The organism is Marinobacterium sp. xm-m-383 (assembly GCF_013283255.1).
Classification (GTDB): domain Bacteria; phylum Pseudomonadota; class Gammaproteobacteria; order Pseudomonadales; family Balneatricaceae; genus Marinobacterium_E.
The window spans coordinates 325,972-346,900 of the sequence record NZ_WBYT01000001.1 but is presented as its reverse complement, the minus strand read 5'-3'; the positions used below and the strand labels follow the sequence as shown (position 1 = coordinate 346,900).

The following is a 20,929-nucleotide window of genomic DNA, read 5'->3' as shown; positions in this document are numbered from 1 at the left end:
TCATGCCAAACCTTCAAACCCAATATAAGTACAGAGACAAGACCTTGTGAATCCAATCTCTTTTATTGCTGTCGTTATACTGATTCTGCTGATACTCGGCTGGGTGAGATCTAAACCCAAAGAGCATCGACGCAGAGCTTGGCTTCAAGCCGGACTCATCACCCTAGCGCTGGTGATGCTCTTTTTAGCCATTACCGGCAGGATGCACTGGCTAGGCGCTCTGATTGCCGGCCTACTTCCCTTTGTTAAAAGTGCGTTTCCCTGGTTGCTGCGCCTACTCCCTTTTCTAAGGGCTCGACGCCAGCAACAAAAGAACAGCCCTAAACCCTCCGGAAACCCAAGCAAACAGGAGGCCTATGAAATATTGGGTCTTAAAGAGGGAGCATCAAAAGAGGAGATCCTTGCTGCGCATAAGCGATTGATGCAAAAAGCCCACCCTGATCGCGGTGGCAGTGATTGGCTTGCCTCTCGCATTAACTCGGCCAAAGAGACGCTTCTAAAGGACTAACCAGAGATGAAACTCGTCGACATCATCCGCTACCCGATCAAGTCGGGTCAGGCCGTGCATTTAGAGCAAGCGAACATAGAAACTAAAGGGATCGTTGGCGACCGTCGTTTCATGCTAGCGGAAGAGGATGGGCGGTTTATAACAGCTAGAAAAGATCCGATTCTGCTGGATCTGAACATCGAGTCAGACGGTCAGACTCTCTCTATCCTCTACAAAAACAAGATGATTGCGAAGGGTGATTTCAGCTCATCGGAGAGACTCAGCGTCACTGTTTGGAGTCGGATTACCTCAGTACAACGAATCAGGCTCAATAATAAGACGCTGGATTCCCTGTTCGAACGCAAAGTCTGCCTAGTGTTTAACGACAGTCAGGCAACAGAACTTGCAGAAAAGCGCTATGAGTGGGGCCCAATACTCAGTGATGGTTACCCTATTCTACTGACCAATACCGCCTCACTGGATGCACTTAACCATGCATCAGGCGGGCTGTTTGAAATGGCTCGATTTAGACCTAACCTTGTCATCGACAGTTCAATACCCTGGATTGAAGATAGCTGGAGTCGGTTTCAAATCGGAGAGGCCATATTTGAACGTCGCAAGCCATGCGAACGCTGTGTTTTAGTCACACGCGATCCCATCACTGGATTGAAAGATAGCCATCAGGAACCGCTCCGCACACTGCAGGCAATTCACTCTGGACCGAATGGGGAGATCAACTTTGGCCAAAATATTAGCTTGGTAAAGCCTGGAAAGGTCTCTCTTGGGGATAAAGTGACCCTAGTCGATGAACTGGGACACCCTATGTCGTAAAGCCTTGAGTTGATGCTTGTTCGGTTTAAGTTCAAGGTGACCAACCTCGTTATGCGCAACCCCCTTATCTAACAACTCAATCCAAGGTCTTACTAGTGTGAGTGGCGCACTGCCCTGAGCAAAGCGCTTTAAAGACTCAATCTGATGAGACGATAAAGCTCTCTGCTCAAGCGTTTTAGGTAGAGCCTCAAAACCAACTGGCATTGCCGACCTCAACTCTCTCTCAATCTCAAATTGATAACGAGAAACTGCCTGCTCGCATAGAAACTGAATATCGTCTGTGGCGTTGGCGTTTAACGCTTTCATAACCAGCAATGCGGGCTCACCCGCCACCGGATCGATACGATCGCCCATACGAATCGCTCTGTAGCCAGAAGCGTTCCAAAACTGCCACACCTCTTGGTATCCAGCAAAGCTAGCTCCCATGAAGTCGATCTGAGACGCAATCGCTTTCGCTTCAATAGAACGGAGCATAGCTGCGGCAATGCCTGATCTTCTGAAATCTGGCACGACCGCAATACGTGCAATTCGCCAGAAGCGCTTGGTACCTAGTGTGACCATACCCTCAGAGAATATGAGTGTTTGCGGAAGTAGATTGCCATTTGGCCGTCGAACACCCTGAGCGATCGCCTCAGAGAGCTCAGCAGACAGCTCACCCTCTTCTGAAATCCACGCAACACCAACCAACACTCCGCCCTGCACTGTCGCGAAAATAGATTGCCCTGGGGAGTCGAGTAGAACTCGTAGGTCGTTGGGTGAGGTTCGGTAGTGAGCTAGGTGTAGAAGCTGATAGATCGCCTGTAATCGATCAGGATGGCTAACAAGGCCATCGAGTTCTAAACCATACACGCAGTCATCAAAGCCTGAGAACGCCTTAGACGGCTCGCCTTCAGTCAGAAACAGCAGTTCATTGATCGTCTCTTCAAGCTGATCCCCTTGAGACCATCGAACCGGTTCAGCCAGCTGGGAGTAGTTAACACCCTCTCGCTGTAGACCCAAACGTTGTAGAAAACGAAGAGAGAAACCACGCCCAAATCCTTCATAGCCATTAACCGTTGTCGAGACTGCTAGATGATTGGCAATTTCAACCAGTTGATCAAGCAGAGGCGTTGCAATCGCGGCGGCTTCATCAATCACCAACAGTCGAATATCGGGGTTGGTACGCAGCTCCTGTAAGGCTTCAGCAGGATGGAGGAAGCGCGGCTGAAACTCATCGCTCTGCTGATAGAGAGAGTAAACGGCGCGCTTATCCGGTGCCGTCACAATGACCTGATTGGACTCCCAATCAGACTGTTTTAACGCATGGCCCAAAGCTGAGGATTTGCCGCGACCTCTGTCTGCTGTAATAACTCTGGTAGAGGTCGATAGAGACCAGTCATCAAGCAGGTTATCCACCACAGCCTGTTGGTCAGCAGTTAGGGCTATTGATTCAGATAATTGAGTGCTAGTTGTACTATTGAGCTCGACGGCGTCAATATCATAAATAATATTACTACTATGATTTAAACTATTGATTAATAATTGTATGTAGTTTGAATAATAACTTTCAGACTGCCCCAAGGCTTGTAAAAACGGATCAGCATAATTGGGCCAAACAGACGCTTTAGGAGTGATCAAAATCAGTACACCAGGAGCCCGAACAAGGCCCGCCCCTTGGGCCAGAGCATTAGGTGTGAAGCCGTCAAATGCATTGAAGATAAGGTAGTCAATGGATTGACCAAGCTCTGTCGCTAATCGATCGGCTCTAATCGAACTAAAACCCTCTTGCGACTGACCGACTAACAACCCTTTCATAGAGTTGAGAGGGAGTTGATCCTTAAGCTGATTGATCGCCTGACCTGCCTCTACTTCTGACTCACACTGAAGCCAAACCAGTTTTCGATCGTTGATGGCCACTATCGATGACGCTCTAGATTGGCGAGGCGCTGCTCTTCATTCTTACGTAACAACAGATAGATCGCTGCAAGCCCCCCATGCTGGGGCTGACAGCTATGAAAGGCTAACACCTCATCAATGTTTGGCAGCCAGAGTGTCAGTGCACTTTTCATCTTGTTCTGAGGTGCCTGCAGATGCTTGCCACGTCCATGGGTAATCATGACTGTGCGTAGACCCAATCGGTAACACTCCTTTACAAAATTAGGCACCTCTTCACAGGCCTCAGAGAGCGTTCTGTTAATCAAATCAAGGCGCGCATCGACAGTGTATTTACCCAAACGGAGATTGCGATAGACCCCCTCTTGAACGCCATCGCGTTTCCACTCGACAGGGTCCAAGGGGTTCAACAGTTGATTGTCAGTAAATCGAAAGCGCTCATCAACCCCTTCGGCCTCACGTCGACGCTGTTCAAGAGCCTGCATATCACCACGTCTTAAGTGCTCGCGCGCAGAGACCTTAGCCTCTGCCTTAATCGGTTTAACTCCTTCACCTAGCATTAACGATGTGAAATCGTTTGTAATCTCTTGATCAGACACACTCATTACCTCAAAACCGGCAGAAAGACTTTAAACCGGTCAATAAAGTGATTATTGTTGCTGTAATAACGAATAACAACCCTGATTCGAATCAGTCGCCTGTTAAGGACACACCACTATGCAACGCGTCATTATCGCTCTTATTCTGATTATCATTGCAGTATCGACTTACCTTTTCCTGAACAAACCGGAAATATCCACTGACTCCCAAACCGGCGAAAGTGTGCAACCACAAAGCACCCCCTCACAACAGCCCCTTGCAGAGACAGAAAAAGCGGCCAAAAAGGTCATTAAAACACTGACCGAAGAGACCAAAGATGAAGCGCTCGATATTAAACAAGCGAATAACTTTGTTACCGGTGATCAACTGCTAGAACTACCCAACATGAAGAGTGAGGCCGCTCAAGTAGAGACCATTCAGACAGCTATGGAGGCCGCTGATGAGGCTCAAACCCAGGGTGTACAAACCTCAACCCTTGTTGTGAAGCAGCCACTCGTCAGCAATGAATCGGTGAAGCCTGATCAGATGATGAAACTCATCTCTGAAGACAATGTTATCAATACCAAAACACTGTCACCCGGAGACAAAATTCGTCTTAAAGAGCTTCTATCTAATCCCGACATCGCTGCCGGCAGTGTCTTCTACATTCATGCGGTAACCCCCAACGACATGCAAGGGCTCTGGGGCATATTGCAGCGTGGCCTTACCAACACCTTCCGTGAAGGGATCAAGCTCAGTGGTGAGAACGGACAAACGCTCATCGCAGAGATTCCAGAACTTGCTGACGAAGTGCTTGAGAATCAACGCTCCTCTTTCTTAGGCGAGTTCCTCTACTCTAAGGTGAACGACATCTACATTTACAACTACCAACAGGGAATGCTGGGTCAGGATCCAGACCTGATTAAACCCGGTCAACAGTTGGTGATTGTTAGTTATAGTGAAGAGGAGCTGATTAAAATTTACCAACACTTCACACGAGGCTAATCAGATGATCGATTTCTACACCTGGGGCACACCAAACGGCCATAAGATCCGAATCATGCTTGAAGCCTGTGGTTTCGAATATCAACTCCATAGAGTCGATATTCTTAACGATGAACAGTTCAAACCTGAATTTCTAGCCATCAGTCCCAACAATAAGATACCCGCCATCGTTGATCATGATGGTCCTAATGGCGAGGCTATCTCCCTATTTGAAACCGGTGCTATCCTGCTCTATCTCGCCGAGAAAAGTGGCCAGTTTATGCCCACAGAACCTAAAGCCTACTGGCAAGTGATGCAGTGGCTAATGTGGCAGATGGGTGGATTTGGACCTATGCTTGGACAGGCACATCACTTCAATAAATTTGCACCGGAACCTATCCCCTACGCGGTTGATCGCTACTGCAAAGAGGCGCATCGTCTTTGGGGTGTTCTGGATAAACAATTGGAAGGACGCGACTTTGTTTGTGATCAACTGTCGATTGCTGACTTCGCAATCTTTCCATGGGCAAATCGCTTTGAATTTCAAAAAATAGAACCTGATCAATACCCCAATGTGGCCGCTTATATTGAGCGAATGAAGTCCTTTGACTTTGTCTCTAAAGGGCTAGAGATGCCTAGCACATAATGTTCAGGCCCGCTTTCATGGCGGGCCTTTTTGTTGTTTAAAAAATAAACAGCTGGCTTATTAGCCTAAAGTCTGTATAATTTGCGCCTCTTTCAACGATCCTCCACCTGCTTTTGACTTATGGGCCGCGGGTAACGGGATCCCCTAAAAGCAGGAAATCTGATGTCTGATACTGATCAGCCGATCACATTTAGTGATCTTGGCTTAAGCACGCCTATTCTCGACGCACTCTCTGACGTAGGCTATGAAACACCTTCTCCTATCCAAGCCGGCGCTATTCCAGCCCTTCTTGATGGCCGTGATATTCTAGGGCAAGCGCAAACGGGTACTGGTAAAACAGCCGCCTTCGCTCTGCCGCTTCTACAGAACGTCGATACTAGCAAGATCCACCCACAGGTATTGGTACTTGCTCCAACTCGCGAACTCGCCATTCAGGTAGCTGAAGCCTGCGAAAAGTACTCTAAGTACATCCCTGGTCTACGTACACTATCAATCTATGGTGGACAGGGTTACGACACACAACTTCGCTCTCTACGTAAGGGTGTGCATGTCATTATTGGTACACCAGGCCGTGTCATGGACCATGTTCGTCGCGGCACTCTTAGCCTAGACAAACTAAAGTGTTTGGTACTGGATGAGGCGGATGAGATGTTACGCATGGGTTTTATTGACGATGTAGAGTGGGTGCTTGAACACACGCCACCTACTCGTCAGATCGCACTCTTCTCGGCGACGATGCCACGTGAAATTAAAACGATCACTGAGCGTTACCTACAAAACCCTGTGCACGTAAAGATTCAAAGCAAGACTGAGACAGCCAGCACCATTCGCCAGCGCGTTTGGGAAGTTCGTGGCCTCTCTAAGTTCCAAGCGTTAACTCGCCTACTCGAAATGCATGAGCACGACGCAGCACTGATCTTTGTTAGAACTAAGACAGCGACTGAAGAGCTATCAGAACAGCTTATTCAGGCAGGCTTCTATGCAGCTGCACTGCACGGTGACATTCAGCAAGCACAACGTGAACGCGTTGTAGGCCGTCTAAAGTCTGGCAAACTTGATGTTGTCGTGGCGACCGATGTCGTAGCACGCGGTCTTGATGTTGAGCGTATTAGCCACGTTATTAACTTCGATATCCCTTACGATGTTGAATCTTACGTACACCGAATTGGTCGTACAGGACGTGCAGGTCGTCAAGGTGATGCGGTTCTTTTTGTGACTCATCGTGAGCGCCGCTTGCTTAAGTCGATTGAACGCCACACGCGTTCAACACTTGAAACACTTGAACTTCCCGATGCTAAAGCTCTGAACCAATTACGTTCACAGCGCCTAAAAGAGCGTCTTGTTAATGCGATTGATAAACCGCAGACAGCTGACTTCCATAACTTGATTACAGAACTCGTAACAGAGAGCGGTATCACAGCCTCTGCCCTGGCCGCTGCTGCACTTCAGCTTATCTACAAAGATAAGCCCTTCTATCTTGATGAGAAGGAGCCCAGCTTTAAAGAGCGCCCACGTCGTGAACGCTCTGATCGTGGCGAGCGCGGTGAAAGAGGTGATCGTAAACCTCGTCGTGACTCTGGTGCAGACGAAGGTAAGACCCGTTACTGGATCGGCGTTGGCCACCAACAAGGCGTTAAGCCGGGTAACATCGTCGGTGCGATCGCAAACGAAGCGAATATCAGCAGTGATCTGATTGGACGTATCAGCATCAGCGAGAACTTCTCAACGATTGATCTTCCAAATGATCTTAAGCATGCACAATTGAAGAAAATTGCCGATGCTCGTGTCTGCGGCAAACAGTTGTCGATTCGCCCATGGCAGGATGAGATGTCAGGTAAACCAACGCGTCGTAAAGGACCACCGCGCGACCGCAACAGCAAACCTAAAGGCAATCGCAAACCACGCGCAGAAAAAGCCTAACGGTATCCGATACTCAGCCTAAGGGGCTGAGTATCCTCCTCTACCCAACTATAAGCTTATGCAAAACCAGTCTTAAAAACCCACCTAATACGTTGATTTATTAATAATCAAATCCAACTAAAGTAGTAAACTGACGATCCTTTAGAGGCACAGCTTTGCCAATATCTGATAAGGATTATCTATGCTCCACTACACTCTCATCGCTTTTGCTCTGATTGCACTGTTAGCCATTGTGTTTGAAGAGGTAATTCATCTGAACAAAGCGAAATCGACTCTGTTTCTAGGCACGCTCTCTTGGATATTGATCTTCCTGTTTCCTGAACAAGGTGTTACGCCTGAGCAACTCAGGGGTATGCTCAATGAAAACCTTTTAGATATCGCAGGGCTTTGGCTATTTTTAATGTCCGCGATGACCTTTGTCGCCTTTTTAAACCATCAAGGACTGATTGAGACGCTTATATATAGACTACTGCCCAGTCAAATCAGTGAACGCAAACTCATCTTTCTGGTTGGCATCTTCTCCTTTGTCTTTTCAAGTCTTTGTGACAACATCACAGCCACCCTGGTCTCCATTGCCTTGGTACTATCGCTAGGGTTAGAGAGACGCAAAACCCTTAGACTCTCTGTACTGGTTGTATTTGCAGTCAACTCTGGTGGTGTATCGCTGATTACCGGCGATGTGACCACATTAATGGTATTTCTAGCCGGCAAGGTAGAGATTACTGACCTACTGCTACTTTCAGTACCAGCCTTCGTAAGCACCATGCTGTTAGCGGCCATGCTCTCTAGACCCTTGGTAGGTCAGGTGATTATTACCCCTACCCCTCGCAAGGACGACAAGGTCGGTAAAGCCATTGCGGTTATATTTCTAGCAACCATTATTTCGACCATTATTCTCAATATTGTTGCGGGCATCCCACCGGTTTTGACCTTCCTTTTTGGACTATCCATCATGTTTCTGCTGGGCCGTTTTCTCTACGAAGAGGACACTCGTGAAAACCTGTTGGACTACGTTAGACGCATCGAGTTCGATACATTGATGTTTTTTTTGGGTATTTTGCTATTGGTGGGGATGCTCAAAGAGATTGGAACCCTAGACAGTTTAGTAGGCATCTATCAGGTCCTACCCATCACCGTTGCAAACTTTGCGATGGGTGTCTTCTCAGCCTTTGTCGATAACGTACCTTTGACAGCGGCACTGCTCAAATCTGGAGTAGAGATGTCTAAAGCCGAGTGGTTATCCTTAACTTATTCTGTGGGTGTTGGGGGGTCGCTGTTGGCAATTGGGTCAGCAGCCGGCATCGTTGCAATGTCTAAAGTGGATATCCTAAATTTCGGAAGCTATGCACGCTACGTCGTCTATCTCTCGATTGCGTTTTTAGTCGGTTACCTTAGCAGTTATCTTTTAGGTAGCTATTTCGTCTAACGCACAATGAAAACGGGCGACACTCTTACTGTTAACCATAACTTCTAAACAGTGAGTTGCCGCCCGCTTGGCCGAAAGCAATATTTCGACTCGTAATACCCTTCAAACCCGGGCCAGGTAAGCCAACCACTGGATATCAGCTTCAGACTTTTCACTATTCAGTTTAGACCCATGGGTCTGGAGTTCAACTGAAAAAAATTCCATTCAGTAAGCTAAGATCATCCTAACTGACACGACCCTATTAATTGAGTTTTTTGCTGTAAAGTCATCCGCTTAATTGCGCACTCGCGCTGCGTGGCACTTGAACGATCTGCATGTTGCTCATGCCAGATAAGCTCCACAGGTCGTCTAGCTCGTGTGTATTTAGCGCCCCCAACCAGTTCACCATTATGTTGACGGAGTCGTCTAGTGGGATCCGTGGTAACGCCTGTATAGAGGGTTTTATCGGAACAACGAACGACGTAAACAAACCAGTGAGACAAGCCAAACGCTCTTAATAAAGATTAAAGCCTAGATATAATCACACCCTTAGCTGCAACTGCAACAGAGCGTTTTGCAAAGATTCAGAGGTGATCGGTTTACCCATAACGACATCAGCACCAGCTTTTAACAACAGATCTCGTTAGTTACCGACCGTTGCGGCGGTTACTCCTAACACCTTCACATCACTTCCTGTCGCACGTATCGCTTCGACCAACTCATAACCGTTCATCTCCGGCATAAAGATATCCGTTATGATCAGATCCCATTTCTGTTTATTAAACAGATCTAGAGCCAGCTGGCCATTTTCCACAAGAACGGGGTTAGCCCCCAATTTTTGCAGTAAGTTTTCACTAAGCTTTCTGAGCATCAAATTGTCTTCTGCCATCAAAACACTCAATCCCTCTAGTGATACCATCGATGCAGTCTCATCCGGGGTTGCTGACTGCTTAAGCTCAACCGGCATATTGATTGTGAAGCAAGCACCTCCTAGCGCCTCACTCTCTTTAACATTGAGCGTACCGCCATTCGCTTGAATGATCTCACGACAGATTGAGAGCCCTAATCCGGTTCCATCCGCATCTGTATCGCCTCTTTCAAAGGGTTCAAAAATCGACTCATACTGAGAGGTAGGAATACCACGACCATCATCTTCAACCGAGATACTAAGCTGATGCATAGCCCCCTCATCGGCTGATGATGGAGTAAATACTTCGACCTGAACTTGAACCATACCTCCATGCCCGTGCACAACGGCATTCTTAACCAAGTTGGTTAAAACCTGTCGAATACCCCGCTGATCGAGATTAAATTGGTGACCTGCCATATCATTCGATTTTACCGAGCATCGAATCTGTTTATTATCGAGCATCGTTTTAAGTGGTGTCAGTGATCGCTCTATTATCTCTATTGGACGAGCATTAGAGAGCGCTCTCTCTTGAATCAGTTCTGGTTCAACCACCGATCGTAAATCATGCAATACCGCTAACAGGTGCTGACTGGTTGAGCGAATATCACCAAACGACTCTGTAATCGCCGCATCGTCCGCTTCCAACATCATATTCAGTGCCGCAGCCGGTGTTCGAAGTTCATGACCAATCACAGCAAACATCTGTTTCTGTTTTTGCAGCGTCTCTTCTAACCGTTTGACAGCCAGACTGCGCTCAGTAAGCGTAACCTCCAGTTGATGCCTGAGCAGAACATCATCTGTACGATTGATGACTGCGCCGCTAAACCCCTGCAATACACCCTCTTTCACTTCAGGACGAGCATTCAACTCAAGGTAACGCCTCTCACCAGAGGGGAGTAACAACTCTCTCTGAATCTTTTGAAAATTATTTGATTGCCAATTGTGGAGTTGATTTTTAAGCTGATCCTCTCCACTGTCCGCAGCGATACGTGTGCTGATATCCTCTTGAGTAATCGTCGGATACTGATCTTTAGGGAGATCATAGAGGGATCTAAAGACATCATTCGCCGTGACGACACCGTTGATCAAATCACTGTGAAAGAGTCCTATATCACCAAATTCAGAAACATCGTTAAGCTGCTGCAGTACTTTTTCAGTCCGTTTTACCGACTCTGCAAGCGCCAACTCTTTCTCTTTAATGTCCGTTACATCCTGTGACAGCTGAATCCGAATCAGCTCACCCTGACTATTGGTATATTCAGAAATTGAAGAAGTTCTAACCCATTTCTCCATATTCAATTCTTCTATAAAGAGTGGGTACTCAACGACCACACCCGTTTGAGCAAGCGCATCACTGATTTGATCGCGATATCTAGGTTCAGTGGCATTTAATCTAGCCTCACCTACAAGTGGCAATCCAGGCTCATTTGGACCTTTTTCTATCCATTCAGCCGTCTGATGAGTAACATTCTCCTCAAATAGCACCAACTTCGATGTTGATAATGCTAAATGGAGCTGTCTATCTAGAGACTCTATCTTCGATAGCTGGCGATTTCGAAGGGTTAACTGATGCCAATTCCACCAGGCAAACAGAGCTGACAACAGTGCAGCCATCAATAAAAGTAGGCCGATGTATGTCTGAACTTGTCTCTCGGTAAATATAGAGAGAGGCTCATTGATGATCGAGATTGGCCCCTTAAGATTAGACGTATCAGCCTTCCAACGCTCTAGCTCGTTATAATCCAAAATATAGCGCTTTTGAGGTGGTTCATAACCTTCAGATTGACCATAAGCCAATAGTGCTATCTTTTGACCCAGCTCTTTAGATAGGGTCATATAGCCACCTAAACCACCGGCCTTAAGGCTTGAGCTCTGCATCGATATAAAAGGGGCCACATCAAGTTCAACAATCTGTTTAGTTAGCTGTATCGGCAAACCATCTTCAGAGACCGACCCAGTACCACGACCTAACCATAGAATGACTCGATCTGCCGGGAGCTTTTTTAATGTGGATAGGGTCTCGTCAAAACTTAACGACTCATCAAGTAGGGTTAAATCAAACTGATCGGCAAAGTTGAAATCCCAGAGATCTTCAACCTCTACTCTACGTGAGGCTGGGGCAAGAACAACCAACTCTTTGATGTTTGGAAATAGCCTTGGGATTGAATCCAGCGTTTTCTCTAGATCAAACAGCTCCCCTTTCGAAAATCCGGGAAGTGCAGACATGTTGGTGTTAACAGAAACAACATCAATTGCATTGGGTTGCTTACTGGAGAGACCCTGCGCGACTCGCAGGGCAAAATTGCCTTCGGCTATGATCGTAGCGGGTAGTTTAGGGTAATTTTTATAAAGGGAATCGATATTGTGACGAAGGTAATCCGGCTCACTTCTGAAAGCATCCAATCGGTGGATGTAAACCTCTTTTGTAAATAACTCAGATTGATTAACCAGTAGCTGATACTGTTCATCAATAAATCCCTGAAAAACCTCTTGCTGAAAAGGGATCTGTTCGTGGCCAGTAAACAGAATCATTATCCGATTAGGATCCACTGGCTTATGGGACGCCGAAGTCGCTGTTAATGGGATTGAGATCAGTAGAGAGAACAACAACTGGGATTTAGCTTTTGCAAAATATTTGCAAAACGCGACGCATAAATAAAAACAATAGTTCAGCATGAATAATCCAACACCTAACCTAAACAGTTTCGAGCATCATTAACTTTGATGCCTATCTACTGTGGGTTAAGCAAAAGCCATGCCAACCTACAAACTATTAAGCGGAAAGTTGCTGTACCTGCTCTAAAGCATGATTAGCCTCTTGATGAACCTCACCAAACCAGGCCAGTTCTGAGTGAAGCTTAACCACCTCGCCGACGATGATGATGGATGGCGCGGGAAGTTGGGCACTCTCTTGTAGATCGGATATTGTCGATAGTGTACCGGTTAACACTCTTTGATCCTTACAGGTACCACGAGAGACAATGGCGACCGGTGTAGAGGCTGAACGACCCGCACCCATCAATCCCGCAGAGATTTCTGGCAAAGTGTGCAATCCCATATAGAAGACCAGCGTCTCATTCGTAGCTAATAGATCTGAGAAATCCAATTCTGCTTGTCGGCTCTTTAACTGCCCGGTTACAAATCGAACGGATTGAGCAAAATCGCGGTGAGTTAAGGGAATACCCGAGTAACTACTGCAGGCACTGGCCGCTGTAATGCCTGGCACTACCTGAAAAGGCACTCCCTGCTCTGACAAGGTTTGAAGCTCTTCACCGCCACGGCCGAAGATGAACGGATCCCCCCCTTTTAGGCGGACCACTCGCTTACCCTGTTTCGCATGTTTGACTAGCAGCTCGTTAATCCCCTCTTGTGGCAAGGTATGTTGATCACGGCGTTTACCCACAAAGATTAAATCGGCATCTCGACGACAAAGATCCACCACCTCCGGTGAGACCAAGGCGTCATACAACACCACATCGGCCTGCTGCATCAAACGCAGTGCTTTAAAGGTCAGCAGTTCAGGATCCCCTGGCCCTGCGCCGACCAGATAGACTTCACCCATTGGTGCTTTATCTTCGGCCGCTTCAATCGCTGACCTAAGTAACTGCTCAGCCTCATCTTGCTGTTCTGCAAATACCTTTTCGGCGACAGGGCCTGACAGTATCTTCTCCCAAAATAGGCGACGACCATCAACGGTGGAAAATTTCTGTTTCACCTGCTGTCTAAACCGTCCCACCAATGCACCTAAGTCGGCATAGCCTTGAGGGATGAGAGTCTCCAGTCGTGCTCGAAGATTTCTCGCTAAGACCGGTGCTTTACCCGCCGAAGAGATACCGACAACGATTGGGGATCGATCGACAATAGCCGGAAAGATAAACGTACAGAGTGCAGGACTGTCTACAACGTTGACCGGAACATTAGCAGAACGCGCGTCAAAAGAGATCGACTCATTGAGCGACTGATAATCGGTCGCGGCGACGACCAAGACTCTGCCTTGCAGTAGAGATTTACGATACTTACCTAGCTCAACCTGACCACCCTTCTGCTCAACCAGCATTTTCACCTCTTCACACACCTCTGGTGCTATAAGATGAATGAGCGCGCCAGCACGTGTTAATAGCCGTGCTTTACGCAAAGCCACGTCGCCGCCACCTACCAGTAGAACAGGTCGGTTTTTAAGATCAAAAAAGAGCGGTAAATATTCCATAAGAGTGGCTCTACAGTTGCGTATGAAGCCCGCACTCACGGGTCTCTAGCGCTTTAGTTGGATCAAAATAGTCATGCTCATTCGGCAAATTGTGTTCTAGCAGATAGGACTCAAGTTGAGCCTCTGTCAGCTCAAACAGTGGCGCCACCTTCAGCACACCATCTTTTGATTGGCTTAAGACGTCCAGTGACTGTCTAAACTCAGTCTGATCTTTTCGAATGGCGTTAAACCAGACGTCCGGCTTCAGATCAGTAAGAGCCCGCTGAAATGGCTCGATTTTGACCTGCTGTGTAAAGGTTTCATGCAGTGGGCTATCCACGTCAGGGATGCCACCCATGACCACATTACGATGCGCTGCTGTTTGTGCTGGCACATAGGTAATCACATTCAGATTTAGGTCTTGGATTAGCTTTTCGGCGAAGCGGTAGGTCGCCGAGGTGTTGTAACCTGAGTCAACCCAAAGCACTTTAATATCCGGTTTAATGGAGGTCACTAGATGCAGAATGACCGACTCATAGGGACGAAAATTGGTCGTAATAATCGGGTTATCACCCTGCTCTAGTGCCCACTCGACAATCGCTTGAGGGGTTGCACCGGCGAGTTGTTGATTAGCCTTTTTAATATCTAAGCTCATAATGTCTGCCTATAGATGGGTTGGTCGTTTCGCGCATCAGCCTGATAGTGCACGGAAATTTCTTGATAGGCTGTTTGGGCTTGTTCAGCATCGATCGGAGCCTGCAACAGCACTGAGTCAAAGCCACACCGATAGAGATAATCCAGTCGATCACGGCTCACCTCACCGCTGGCACGTATCTCACCCTGGAAACCTTCACGACGTAACAGGCGAGCAAAACTGAAGCCTCTACCGTCGCGTAGCGCTTCAAAATAGATTTCAACCAGCGATACCTGATTTAAACGTGGAATCAGATCATCCAGTGACTCCTCACTGCTGAGTCTGACGCCCAATCGTTCCTGAGGTTGTGCAATCGTCACTTGCTGAAGAAGCTGAGTGAATGGCACAACGATGGATGACTCTGTAACGTCTGAAAACTCTTCCTGAAAAACCCAAGGATCATCACTGACTAAGGTTTTATGCTTAAGCAACGGCATAGACTCTCTCCTTAAACGGCTCAACACCTAGTCGGCGCACGCAATCGATAAACAGCTCATCACCCTTTCGTAGTTCCACATAGGTTTCTAGAAGACGTTTTAACGTATCGGCCACCTCATCAGCAGCGACAGCTCGTCCCAGCACTTTACCCAGTGATGCATCGGCTTCGCTCGATCCACCCAGTGTGATTTGATACCAATCCTCACCCTTCTTATCGACACCTAGGATACCGATATGGCCCACATGGTGATGGGCACAGGCATTAATACATCCCGACATATTGAGGCGTATATCACCAAGATCATGCAGATAATCAACATCATCAAAGGCATCATTAATCTGCTGAGCAATGTTCAGGGTTTTTGCATTGGCCAAAGAACAGAAATCAAACCCAGGGCAGACAATCATATCGGTTAACGTACCGATATTGGCACGAGCTAAATTTGCATCACTGAGCGCTAGCCAAACGGAGTACAAGTTTCTCTGTTCAACATCGGCCAATAGAAGATTTTGATGATGCGTTGAGCGTATCTGTCCAAAGGAGTAACGATCCGCCAACTCTGCCACCAGATCCATCTGCAAGGCTGTGATATCCCCCGGCGCTCCCAACTGCGGCTTAAGGGAGACAGTCACTGCACGATAGCCAGGCACTTTGTGCTGATGTGTATTTCTCTGATACCAATGTTTAAACTCTGAATGGGTCTCTAGATAGTGATCCAATGTCGTGTCAGCAGCAGCTTCAGTGTTGTAGTCATGTGGCGTGAAAAAGTCACTGACCCGTTCAATCTCCTCTTGAGTAATTTGCAAATCACTCCCTTTGAGATGCAGCCACTCCTCTTCGACAAGATCACGAAACGCATCAGCACCCAGCGCATCAACTAATATCTTGATTCGAGCTTTATACTTGTTATCACGACGCCCCTTTAAGTTATAAACCCTCAGGATTGCCTCCAAGTAAGAGATCACCTCATTAGCGGGTAAGAACTGACGAATCACTTTACCTATCTTCGGTGTACGCCCTAAACCACCGCCAACTAATACCTCGAAGCCTAGCTCGCCCTGAGCGTTCTTGATGAGGTGCAAGCCAACGTCATGAACTTGAGTAGCTGCACGGTCTTCTGGCCCTGAGGTAATAGCGATCTTAAATTTTCGTGGAAGATAGGCAAATTCAGGATGCAGAGTCGACCACTGACGAATCAGCTCACACCATGGCCTAGGATCCGAAACTTCAGTTGCGGAAACGCCAGCAAAGTGATCAGTGGTCGTATTTCGAATACAGTTGCCTGAAGTCTGGATCGCATGCAGTTGAACCTTAGCGAGATCCGCCAAAATATCAGGCACCTCTTCAAGTTTTGGCCAGTTAAATTGAATATTGGTACGCGTCGTAAAGTGACCATAGCCTCTGTCATATTTTCTAGAGATCGCAGCCAAAGCTCTTAACTGAGTCGAGGTCATCGTTCCATAGGGAATAGCTACCCTAAGCATAGGTGCCTGTCTCTGGATATAGAGACCATTCATCAGACGGAGTGCTAGAAACTCGTCATCACTCAAGTTCCCTTCTAGGTACCGCTTGGTTTGATCGCGATACTGTTCAACACGCTCATCAACGATCTTTTGATCAACGTCGTTATAGATATACATCGTCTACCCTAACCCTTTACTGAAATATTCTTTTAAACCGCTAAAACGAAACGGATACCTATCGCCATTAACAGACTGCCGATAATCGGCTGCATCAATTTAGGAGATAGATTCGCCCCTAATCGACTGCCTAACCAAACCCCGGGCAGTGAGCCCACTAATAGGTAGGCCAAAAGCTCCAAATCCACTGTACCCATCTGCATGTGACCAAACCCTGAGAAAGCCGTGAGCACGACGGCATGGACTAAGTCCGTTCCAACGATCGTACCCATTGAAAAACGCGGATAGAGCAAGATCAGCATGGCGGTTCCTAGCGCACCTGCCCCTACTGATGAAAGTGTGACCAACCCACCCAAAAAGAGACCACATAGCACCGTTAGATAGGGACGCAACTTTACAAGTGTTTGCGCAAAAGGCGTATCGGACTGCTTGTCTGAAAAACGACGAATTGCCTCACGAAAGAAGACTGCAATAGAGGTGAGTAACAGAGAGATCCCAAGCGTTAAGTTGATGGTTGATTCGAGAGTTGCCACCGAATCAACCTGACTGAGAAGAATCAGCGTCAAAAATGAGCTTGGCAAACTCCCCAACAACAGCAGTGCCGCTACACGCCACTCGACCAACTGTCTCTTTGCGTAATTAATGATGCCACCCGCTTTAGTAAATGCGGCGTATAGAAGATCCGTACTCACAGCCACTATTAAAGGCACACCAAAACCGACAATTAATATAGGCGTCATCAACGCGCCACCACCTATACCGGTTAAACCAATAACGAAACCAACCAAAAGGCCAGCAAAAGAGTATCCAAATTCCATGTGGTTGCTCCGTTATAAAGATAAGAATATAAATTACGAAATGGAATATATATACCTTTCTATATAACTCAAAATAATATTTAGTCGTAATATTATCCGAATCAGTTATATAGCTAATATTTATAGATGATAAATTTTATATAACTAAAACTGCTATCTTAATTTTTATATATTCTTTTGGGTTATATAAATTGGTATGCATAATGCGTTTTCGAAATTAAGGAGGCGCTATGAATCTTATTAGCTCGGATCGTTTGACCCATCTCAAACAGCTTGAAGCAGAGAGCATTCACATCATTCGTGAAGTGGCTGCTGAGTTTAATAACCCTGTTATGCTCTACTCTATCGGTAAAGATTCATCAGTCATGCTGCACTTAGCCCGTAAGGCTTTTTACCCTGGCAATCCTCCTTTTCCACTGCTTCATGTCGATACCACTTGGAAATTCCGAGAGATGATCGAGTTTAGAGATCAGATGGCAAAAGATGCGGGTATGGAGCTGTTGGTTCATATCAATCAGGAGGGCGTCGATATGAACATCAACCCCTTTGTCCATGGGTCCGCAAAACATACTGACATCATGAAGACTCAAGGCCTTAAGCAGGCTCTAAATAAGTATCAGTTTGATGCCGCATTTGGGGGTGCTCGTCGTGATGAAGAGGCGTCTCGCGCCAAGGAACGCGTCTTCTCATTTAGGGACCAAAACCACCGTTGGGATCCAAAAAACCAGAGGCCAGAGCTGTGGAATATCTACAACACTGAGATCAATAAAGGCGAGAGCATTCGTGTCTTTCCTTTATCGAACTGGACAGAGCTAGATATCTGGCAATACATATACTTAGAGAATATTTCTTTAGTACCACTTTACTTTTCTAAGCCGCGTCCAGTGGTTCAGAGAGATGGCATGACCATCATGGTCGATGATGAGCGTTTACCACTTAATGACGGTGAAGTACCTGAACAAAAATCGGTCCGTTTTAGAACCCTAGGCTGCTATCCATTAACGGGCGCCGTTGAATCTACAGCCACAACACTGCCTGAGATCATTCAAGAGATGCTATTGGCTACCACCTCTGAAAGGCAGGGCCGCGCTATAGACCATGACGGTGCAGGGTCCATGGAACAGAAGAAAATCGAAGGATATTTCTAGGATAGATATTATGAGTCATCAATCATCCCTTATTGCCAGTGATATTAACGCATACCTTGAGCAGCACGAGAATAAAGAGCTGCTCCGTTTTATCACCTGTGGCAGCGTCGATGACGGCAAGTCCACTTTGATTGGCCGCCTGCTTCACGACTCTAAAATGATCTATGAGGACCAACTTGCTGCCATCAATAAAGAGAGTAAGCGTGTTGGCACAACCGGCGATCAACCTGATCTAGCGCTGTTGGTCGATGGCCTTCAGGCCGAGCGTGAACAAGGCATCACCATTGATGTCGCTTATCGTTATTTCTCTACTGCAAAACGTAAGTTCATCATTGCCGACACACCCGGTCATGAGCAGTACACACGAAACATGGCGACCGGCGCATCAACAGCGGATTTGGCGATTATTCTGGTCGATGCCCGATACGGCGTTCAGACACAGACACGTCGCCACAGCTACATCGTTTCCCTACTGGGTATTAAACACATTGTCGTCGCGATCAACAAAATGGATCTCGTAGAGTTCGATCAGAATCGTTTTAACGAGATTCAGGCAGAGTATCTCGCTTTGGCCGATAAACTGGGCTTATCCGATATTCACTTCTGCCCTATATCTGCACTGCAGGGTGATAATGTTGTCGATCCATCCATCAACACTCCCTGGTACTCAGGTCCAACCCTTATGGAGTTGCTAGAGGATGTAGATACTGGACGTGCAACGTCTGAGGCTTTTCGCTACCCCGTACAGTATGTCAGTCGCCCTAACTTAAACTTCCGTGGCTATGCAGGAACCATCGCATCAGGCTCCATAGAGGTAGGTCAAGAGGTCAAAGTCCTTCCCAGTAATAAGCAATCCAAGGTTAAATCGATCGTTACGATGGATGGGAATCTTGAACGTGCTTTCGCTCCGATGGCCGTCACGCTGACGCTTGAAGATGAAATCGATATCTCACGAGGTGACACGCTGGTGCTGGCGAATGATGAGGTCGAGCCCATTAACGCCTTTAGAGCCAAACTGATCTGGATGGACCAATCTCCCCTTAAGGTAGGCAACAACCTTCTCATTAAAACAACAGCAGCGAAATCCTCTGGTCGAGTCACTGATATTCATTTCAAAGTGGATGTGAATAGCCAAGAGGCCTTGCCTGCAGATTCATTGACGCTTAATGAGATTGCAGAAGTCAGTCTGCAACTCGATCGCGCGATTCAGATGGATCCCTACCTAGAAAATGGTTCGACCGGATCCTTTGTTGTTATTGACCGCTTAACCAATAGAACCATTGCCGCGGGCATGATGGTTGACGCTGAGCAGCCGATTGAGAACAACGAAATACACTCTGAAACGGTGGTTGATGCTAGCCTTCGAGCTCGTCGCCTAGGCCATAACGCTCTGATTGTTGGACTACCGAATGTCACAAATTCGGTGCTGTTCACTCTGGAGAAACGTCTCTTCGATAGAGGCCTTCTACCGGCGGTGAGCAGCCGACTAGACGATGCAGTACTGTTAAAAGAGGCAGGACTCGTTGTTCTCAGTACTATCGAGGATGGAAGTGATATTGTCATTGGACCGCATGCAAACGCTGAGGTTTATCTCGATATCACCCTACCGACCGAAAAACAGGTAGATTTGATTCTGCAGTCACTGACTGAACTAAAGTTACTTTAGCGACGTCTAATTGACCTGAAACAACCGTTGATACTGGGTTATAGAGGCGGTTTAGGGTACACTCTAAACCGTTTTTATTAAGCTTCTTTTTGCTTTCAACGCCATAGCGATAGACGATGACTGAGTTTCTATTAATTTTAATCAGTACCGTACTGGTGAATAACTTTGTACTGGTTCAATTTCTAGGCTTGTGCCCCTTCATGGGGGTATCCAACAAGCTAGAGACCGCCATGGGGATGTCGCTCGCGACCACCTTCGTACTGACGCTCTCTTCTGTCTGCAGCTACTTGGTCTACACCTATCTGCTACTGCCATTTGATCTGATCTATCTACAGACGGTCAGTTTCATTCTCGTGATCGCTGTGGTTGTGCAGTTCACGGAGATGGTCGTACATAAAACCAGTCCACTGCTCTACAAGCTACTGGGTATCTTCCTGCCACTGATTACCACCAACTGTGCGGTATTGGGTGTAGCACTGTTGAACATTCGCAAACAGAACGACTTTATCGAATCCATTGGTTATGGTTTTGGTGCTGCAGTTGGCTTTTCGTTGGCACTGATTCTTTTCTCGGCGCTGCGTGAGCGCATTGCCGTTGCTGAGGTGCCAGTTGCCTTTAAAGGTCCAGCCATCGGTATGATTACGGCTGGCCTTATGTCACTCGCCTTCATGGGCTTTGCTGGCCTGGTTCAGTTCTAAGGTGGC

The 20,929-nt window shown here is 47.1% G+C and carries 18 protein-coding genes; 9 read left to right on the top strand and 9 right to left on the bottom strand.

Going from position 1 to position 20,929, the window contains the following annotated elements; translation table 11 throughout:
- Positions 1 to 46 precede the first annotated feature (46 nt).
- The gene (locus XMM383_RS01685) at positions 47 to 508 is read left to right on the top strand and encodes a DnaJ domain-containing protein (protein ID WP_173480870.1); all 462 of its coding nucleotides are present in this window, start codon (positions 47 to 49) and stop codon (positions 506 to 508) included.
- Positions 509 to 514: 6 nt separating this feature from the next.
- Positions 515 to 1,318, top strand: coding sequence for an MOSC domain-containing protein (locus tag XMM383_RS01680; protein WP_173480869.1), 804 nt, complete (start codon positions 515 to 517; stop codon positions 1,316 to 1,318).
- Here XMM383_RS01680 and XMM383_RS01675 read toward each other — a convergent pair.
- Both XMM383_RS01675 and smrA read right to left on the bottom strand, forming a co-directional pair.
- Positions 1,286 to 3,214, bottom strand: a complete 1,929-nt coding sequence (locus XMM383_RS01675; protein ID WP_173494416.1) for a GNAT family N-acetyltransferase — start codon at positions 3,212 to 3,214, stop codon at positions 1,286 to 1,288. The two genes, XMM383_RS01680 and XMM383_RS01675, sit on opposite strands and share 33 nt — an antisense overlap.
- A complete protein-coding gene (gene smrA, locus XMM383_RS01670) occupies positions 3,214 to 3,789 on the bottom strand; it encodes a DNA endonuclease SmrA (RefSeq protein WP_217363561.1) in 576 nt (191 codons plus the stop codon). The genes XMM383_RS01675 and smrA overlap by 1 nt, the downstream gene beginning before the upstream one ends.
- A gap of 118 nt (positions 3,790 to 3,907) precedes the next feature.
- Between smrA and XMM383_RS01665 the strand changes: the two genes are divergently transcribed.
- The 4 genes from XMM383_RS01665 to nhaD all read left to right on the top strand — a co-directional run bounded on the left by XMM383_RS01665 (position 3,908) and on the right by nhaD (position 8,745).
- Positions 3,908 to 4,774 (top strand): hypothetical protein, encoded by an 867-nt coding sequence (locus XMM383_RS01665; RefSeq protein ID WP_173480866.1) that lies wholly within the window; start codon positions 3,908 to 3,910, stop codon positions 4,772 to 4,774.
- 4 nt (positions 4,775 to 4,778) lie between these two features.
- Positions 4,779 to 5,399 carry a glutathione S-transferase family protein gene (locus tag XMM383_RS01660; RefSeq protein WP_173480865.1) on the top strand — a complete coding sequence of 207 codons (621 nt, stop codon included), beginning with the start codon at positions 4,779 to 4,781 and terminating at the stop codon, positions 5,397 to 5,399.
- A 162-nt stretch (positions 5,400 to 5,561) separates the two neighbouring features.
- The gene (locus XMM383_RS01655; RefSeq protein ID WP_173480864.1) at positions 5,562 to 7,319 is read left to right on the top strand and encodes a DEAD/DEAH box helicase; all 1,758 of its coding nucleotides are present in this window, start codon (positions 5,562 to 5,564) and stop codon (positions 7,317 to 7,319) included.
- Positions 7,320 to 7,500: 181 nt separating this feature from the next.
- Positions 7,501 to 8,745: a sodium:proton antiporter NhaD gene (nhaD, locus tag XMM383_RS01650; RefSeq protein WP_173482444.1), complete on the top strand. Its 1,245-nt coding sequence runs from the start codon at positions 7,501 to 7,503 to the stop codon at positions 8,743 to 8,745.
- 218 nt (positions 8,746 to 8,963) lie between these two features.
- Here nhaD and XMM383_RS01645 read toward each other — a convergent pair whose 3' ends face one another.
- From XMM383_RS01645 to XMM383_RS01615, 7 genes are all read right to left on the bottom strand, one after another.
- Positions 8,964 to 9,227, bottom strand: a complete 264-nt coding sequence (locus XMM383_RS01645; RefSeq protein WP_173482443.1) for a GIY-YIG nuclease family protein — start codon at positions 9,225 to 9,227, stop codon at positions 8,964 to 8,966.
- A gap of 140 nt (positions 9,228 to 9,367) precedes the next feature.
- Complete coding sequence (locus tag XMM383_RS01640; protein WP_173494415.1) at positions 9,368 to 12,166, bottom strand: hybrid sensor histidine kinase/response regulator; 2,799 nt, start codon at positions 12,164 to 12,166, stop codon at positions 9,368 to 9,370.
- 241 nt (positions 12,167 to 12,407) lie between these two features.
- Positions 12,408 to 13,841, bottom strand: a complete 1,434-nt coding sequence (gene cysG / locus XMM383_RS01635; protein ID WP_173480860.1) for a siroheme synthase CysG — start codon at positions 13,839 to 13,841, stop codon at positions 12,408 to 12,410.
- Between the two features lie 10 nt (positions 13,842 to 13,851).
- On the bottom strand, positions 13,852 to 14,475 hold the full coding sequence (locus XMM383_RS01630) for a phosphoadenosine phosphosulfate reductase family protein (RefSeq protein WP_173480859.1): 624 nt from the start codon (positions 14,473 to 14,475) through the stop codon (positions 13,852 to 13,854).
- Positions 14,472 to 14,951 (bottom strand): DUF934 domain-containing protein, encoded by a 480-nt coding sequence (locus XMM383_RS01625; protein ID WP_173484492.1) that lies wholly within the window; start codon positions 14,949 to 14,951, stop codon positions 14,472 to 14,474. Before XMM383_RS01625 ends, XMM383_RS01630 begins: the two co-directional genes overlap by 4 nt.
- Entirely contained in the window at positions 14,938 to 16,593 is a 1,656-nt protein-coding gene (locus XMM383_RS01620; protein ID WP_173484491.1) for a nitrite/sulfite reductase, read from the bottom strand. Before XMM383_RS01620 ends, XMM383_RS01625 begins: the two co-directional genes overlap by 14 nt.
- A gap of 32 nt (positions 16,594 to 16,625) precedes the next feature.
- Positions 16,626 to 17,411: a sulfite exporter TauE/SafE family protein gene (locus XMM383_RS01615; RefSeq protein WP_173494414.1), complete on the bottom strand. Its 786-nt coding sequence runs from the start codon at positions 17,409 to 17,411 to the stop codon at positions 16,626 to 16,628.
- 230 nt (positions 17,412 to 17,641) lie between these two features.
- On the opposite strand from XMM383_RS01615, the gene cysD reads away from it, so the two are divergent.
- From cysD to rsxA, 3 genes are all read left to right on the top strand, one after another.
- Complete coding sequence (gene cysD, locus XMM383_RS01610) at positions 17,642 to 18,559, top strand: sulfate adenylyltransferase subunit CysD (RefSeq protein WP_173480855.1); 918 nt, start codon at positions 17,642 to 17,644, stop codon at positions 18,557 to 18,559.
- Positions 18,560 to 18,569: 10 nt separating this feature from the next.
- Entirely contained in the window at positions 18,570 to 20,225 is a 1,656-nt protein-coding gene (cysN, locus tag XMM383_RS01605; RefSeq protein WP_173480854.1) for a sulfate adenylyltransferase subunit CysN, read from the top strand.
- 116 nt (positions 20,226 to 20,341) lie between these two features.
- Positions 20,342 to 20,923 (top strand): electron transport complex subunit RsxA, encoded by a 582-nt coding sequence (gene rsxA, locus XMM383_RS01600; protein WP_173480853.1) that lies wholly within the window; start codon positions 20,342 to 20,344, stop codon positions 20,921 to 20,923.
- Positions 20,924 to 20,929: the final 6 nt, after the last annotated feature.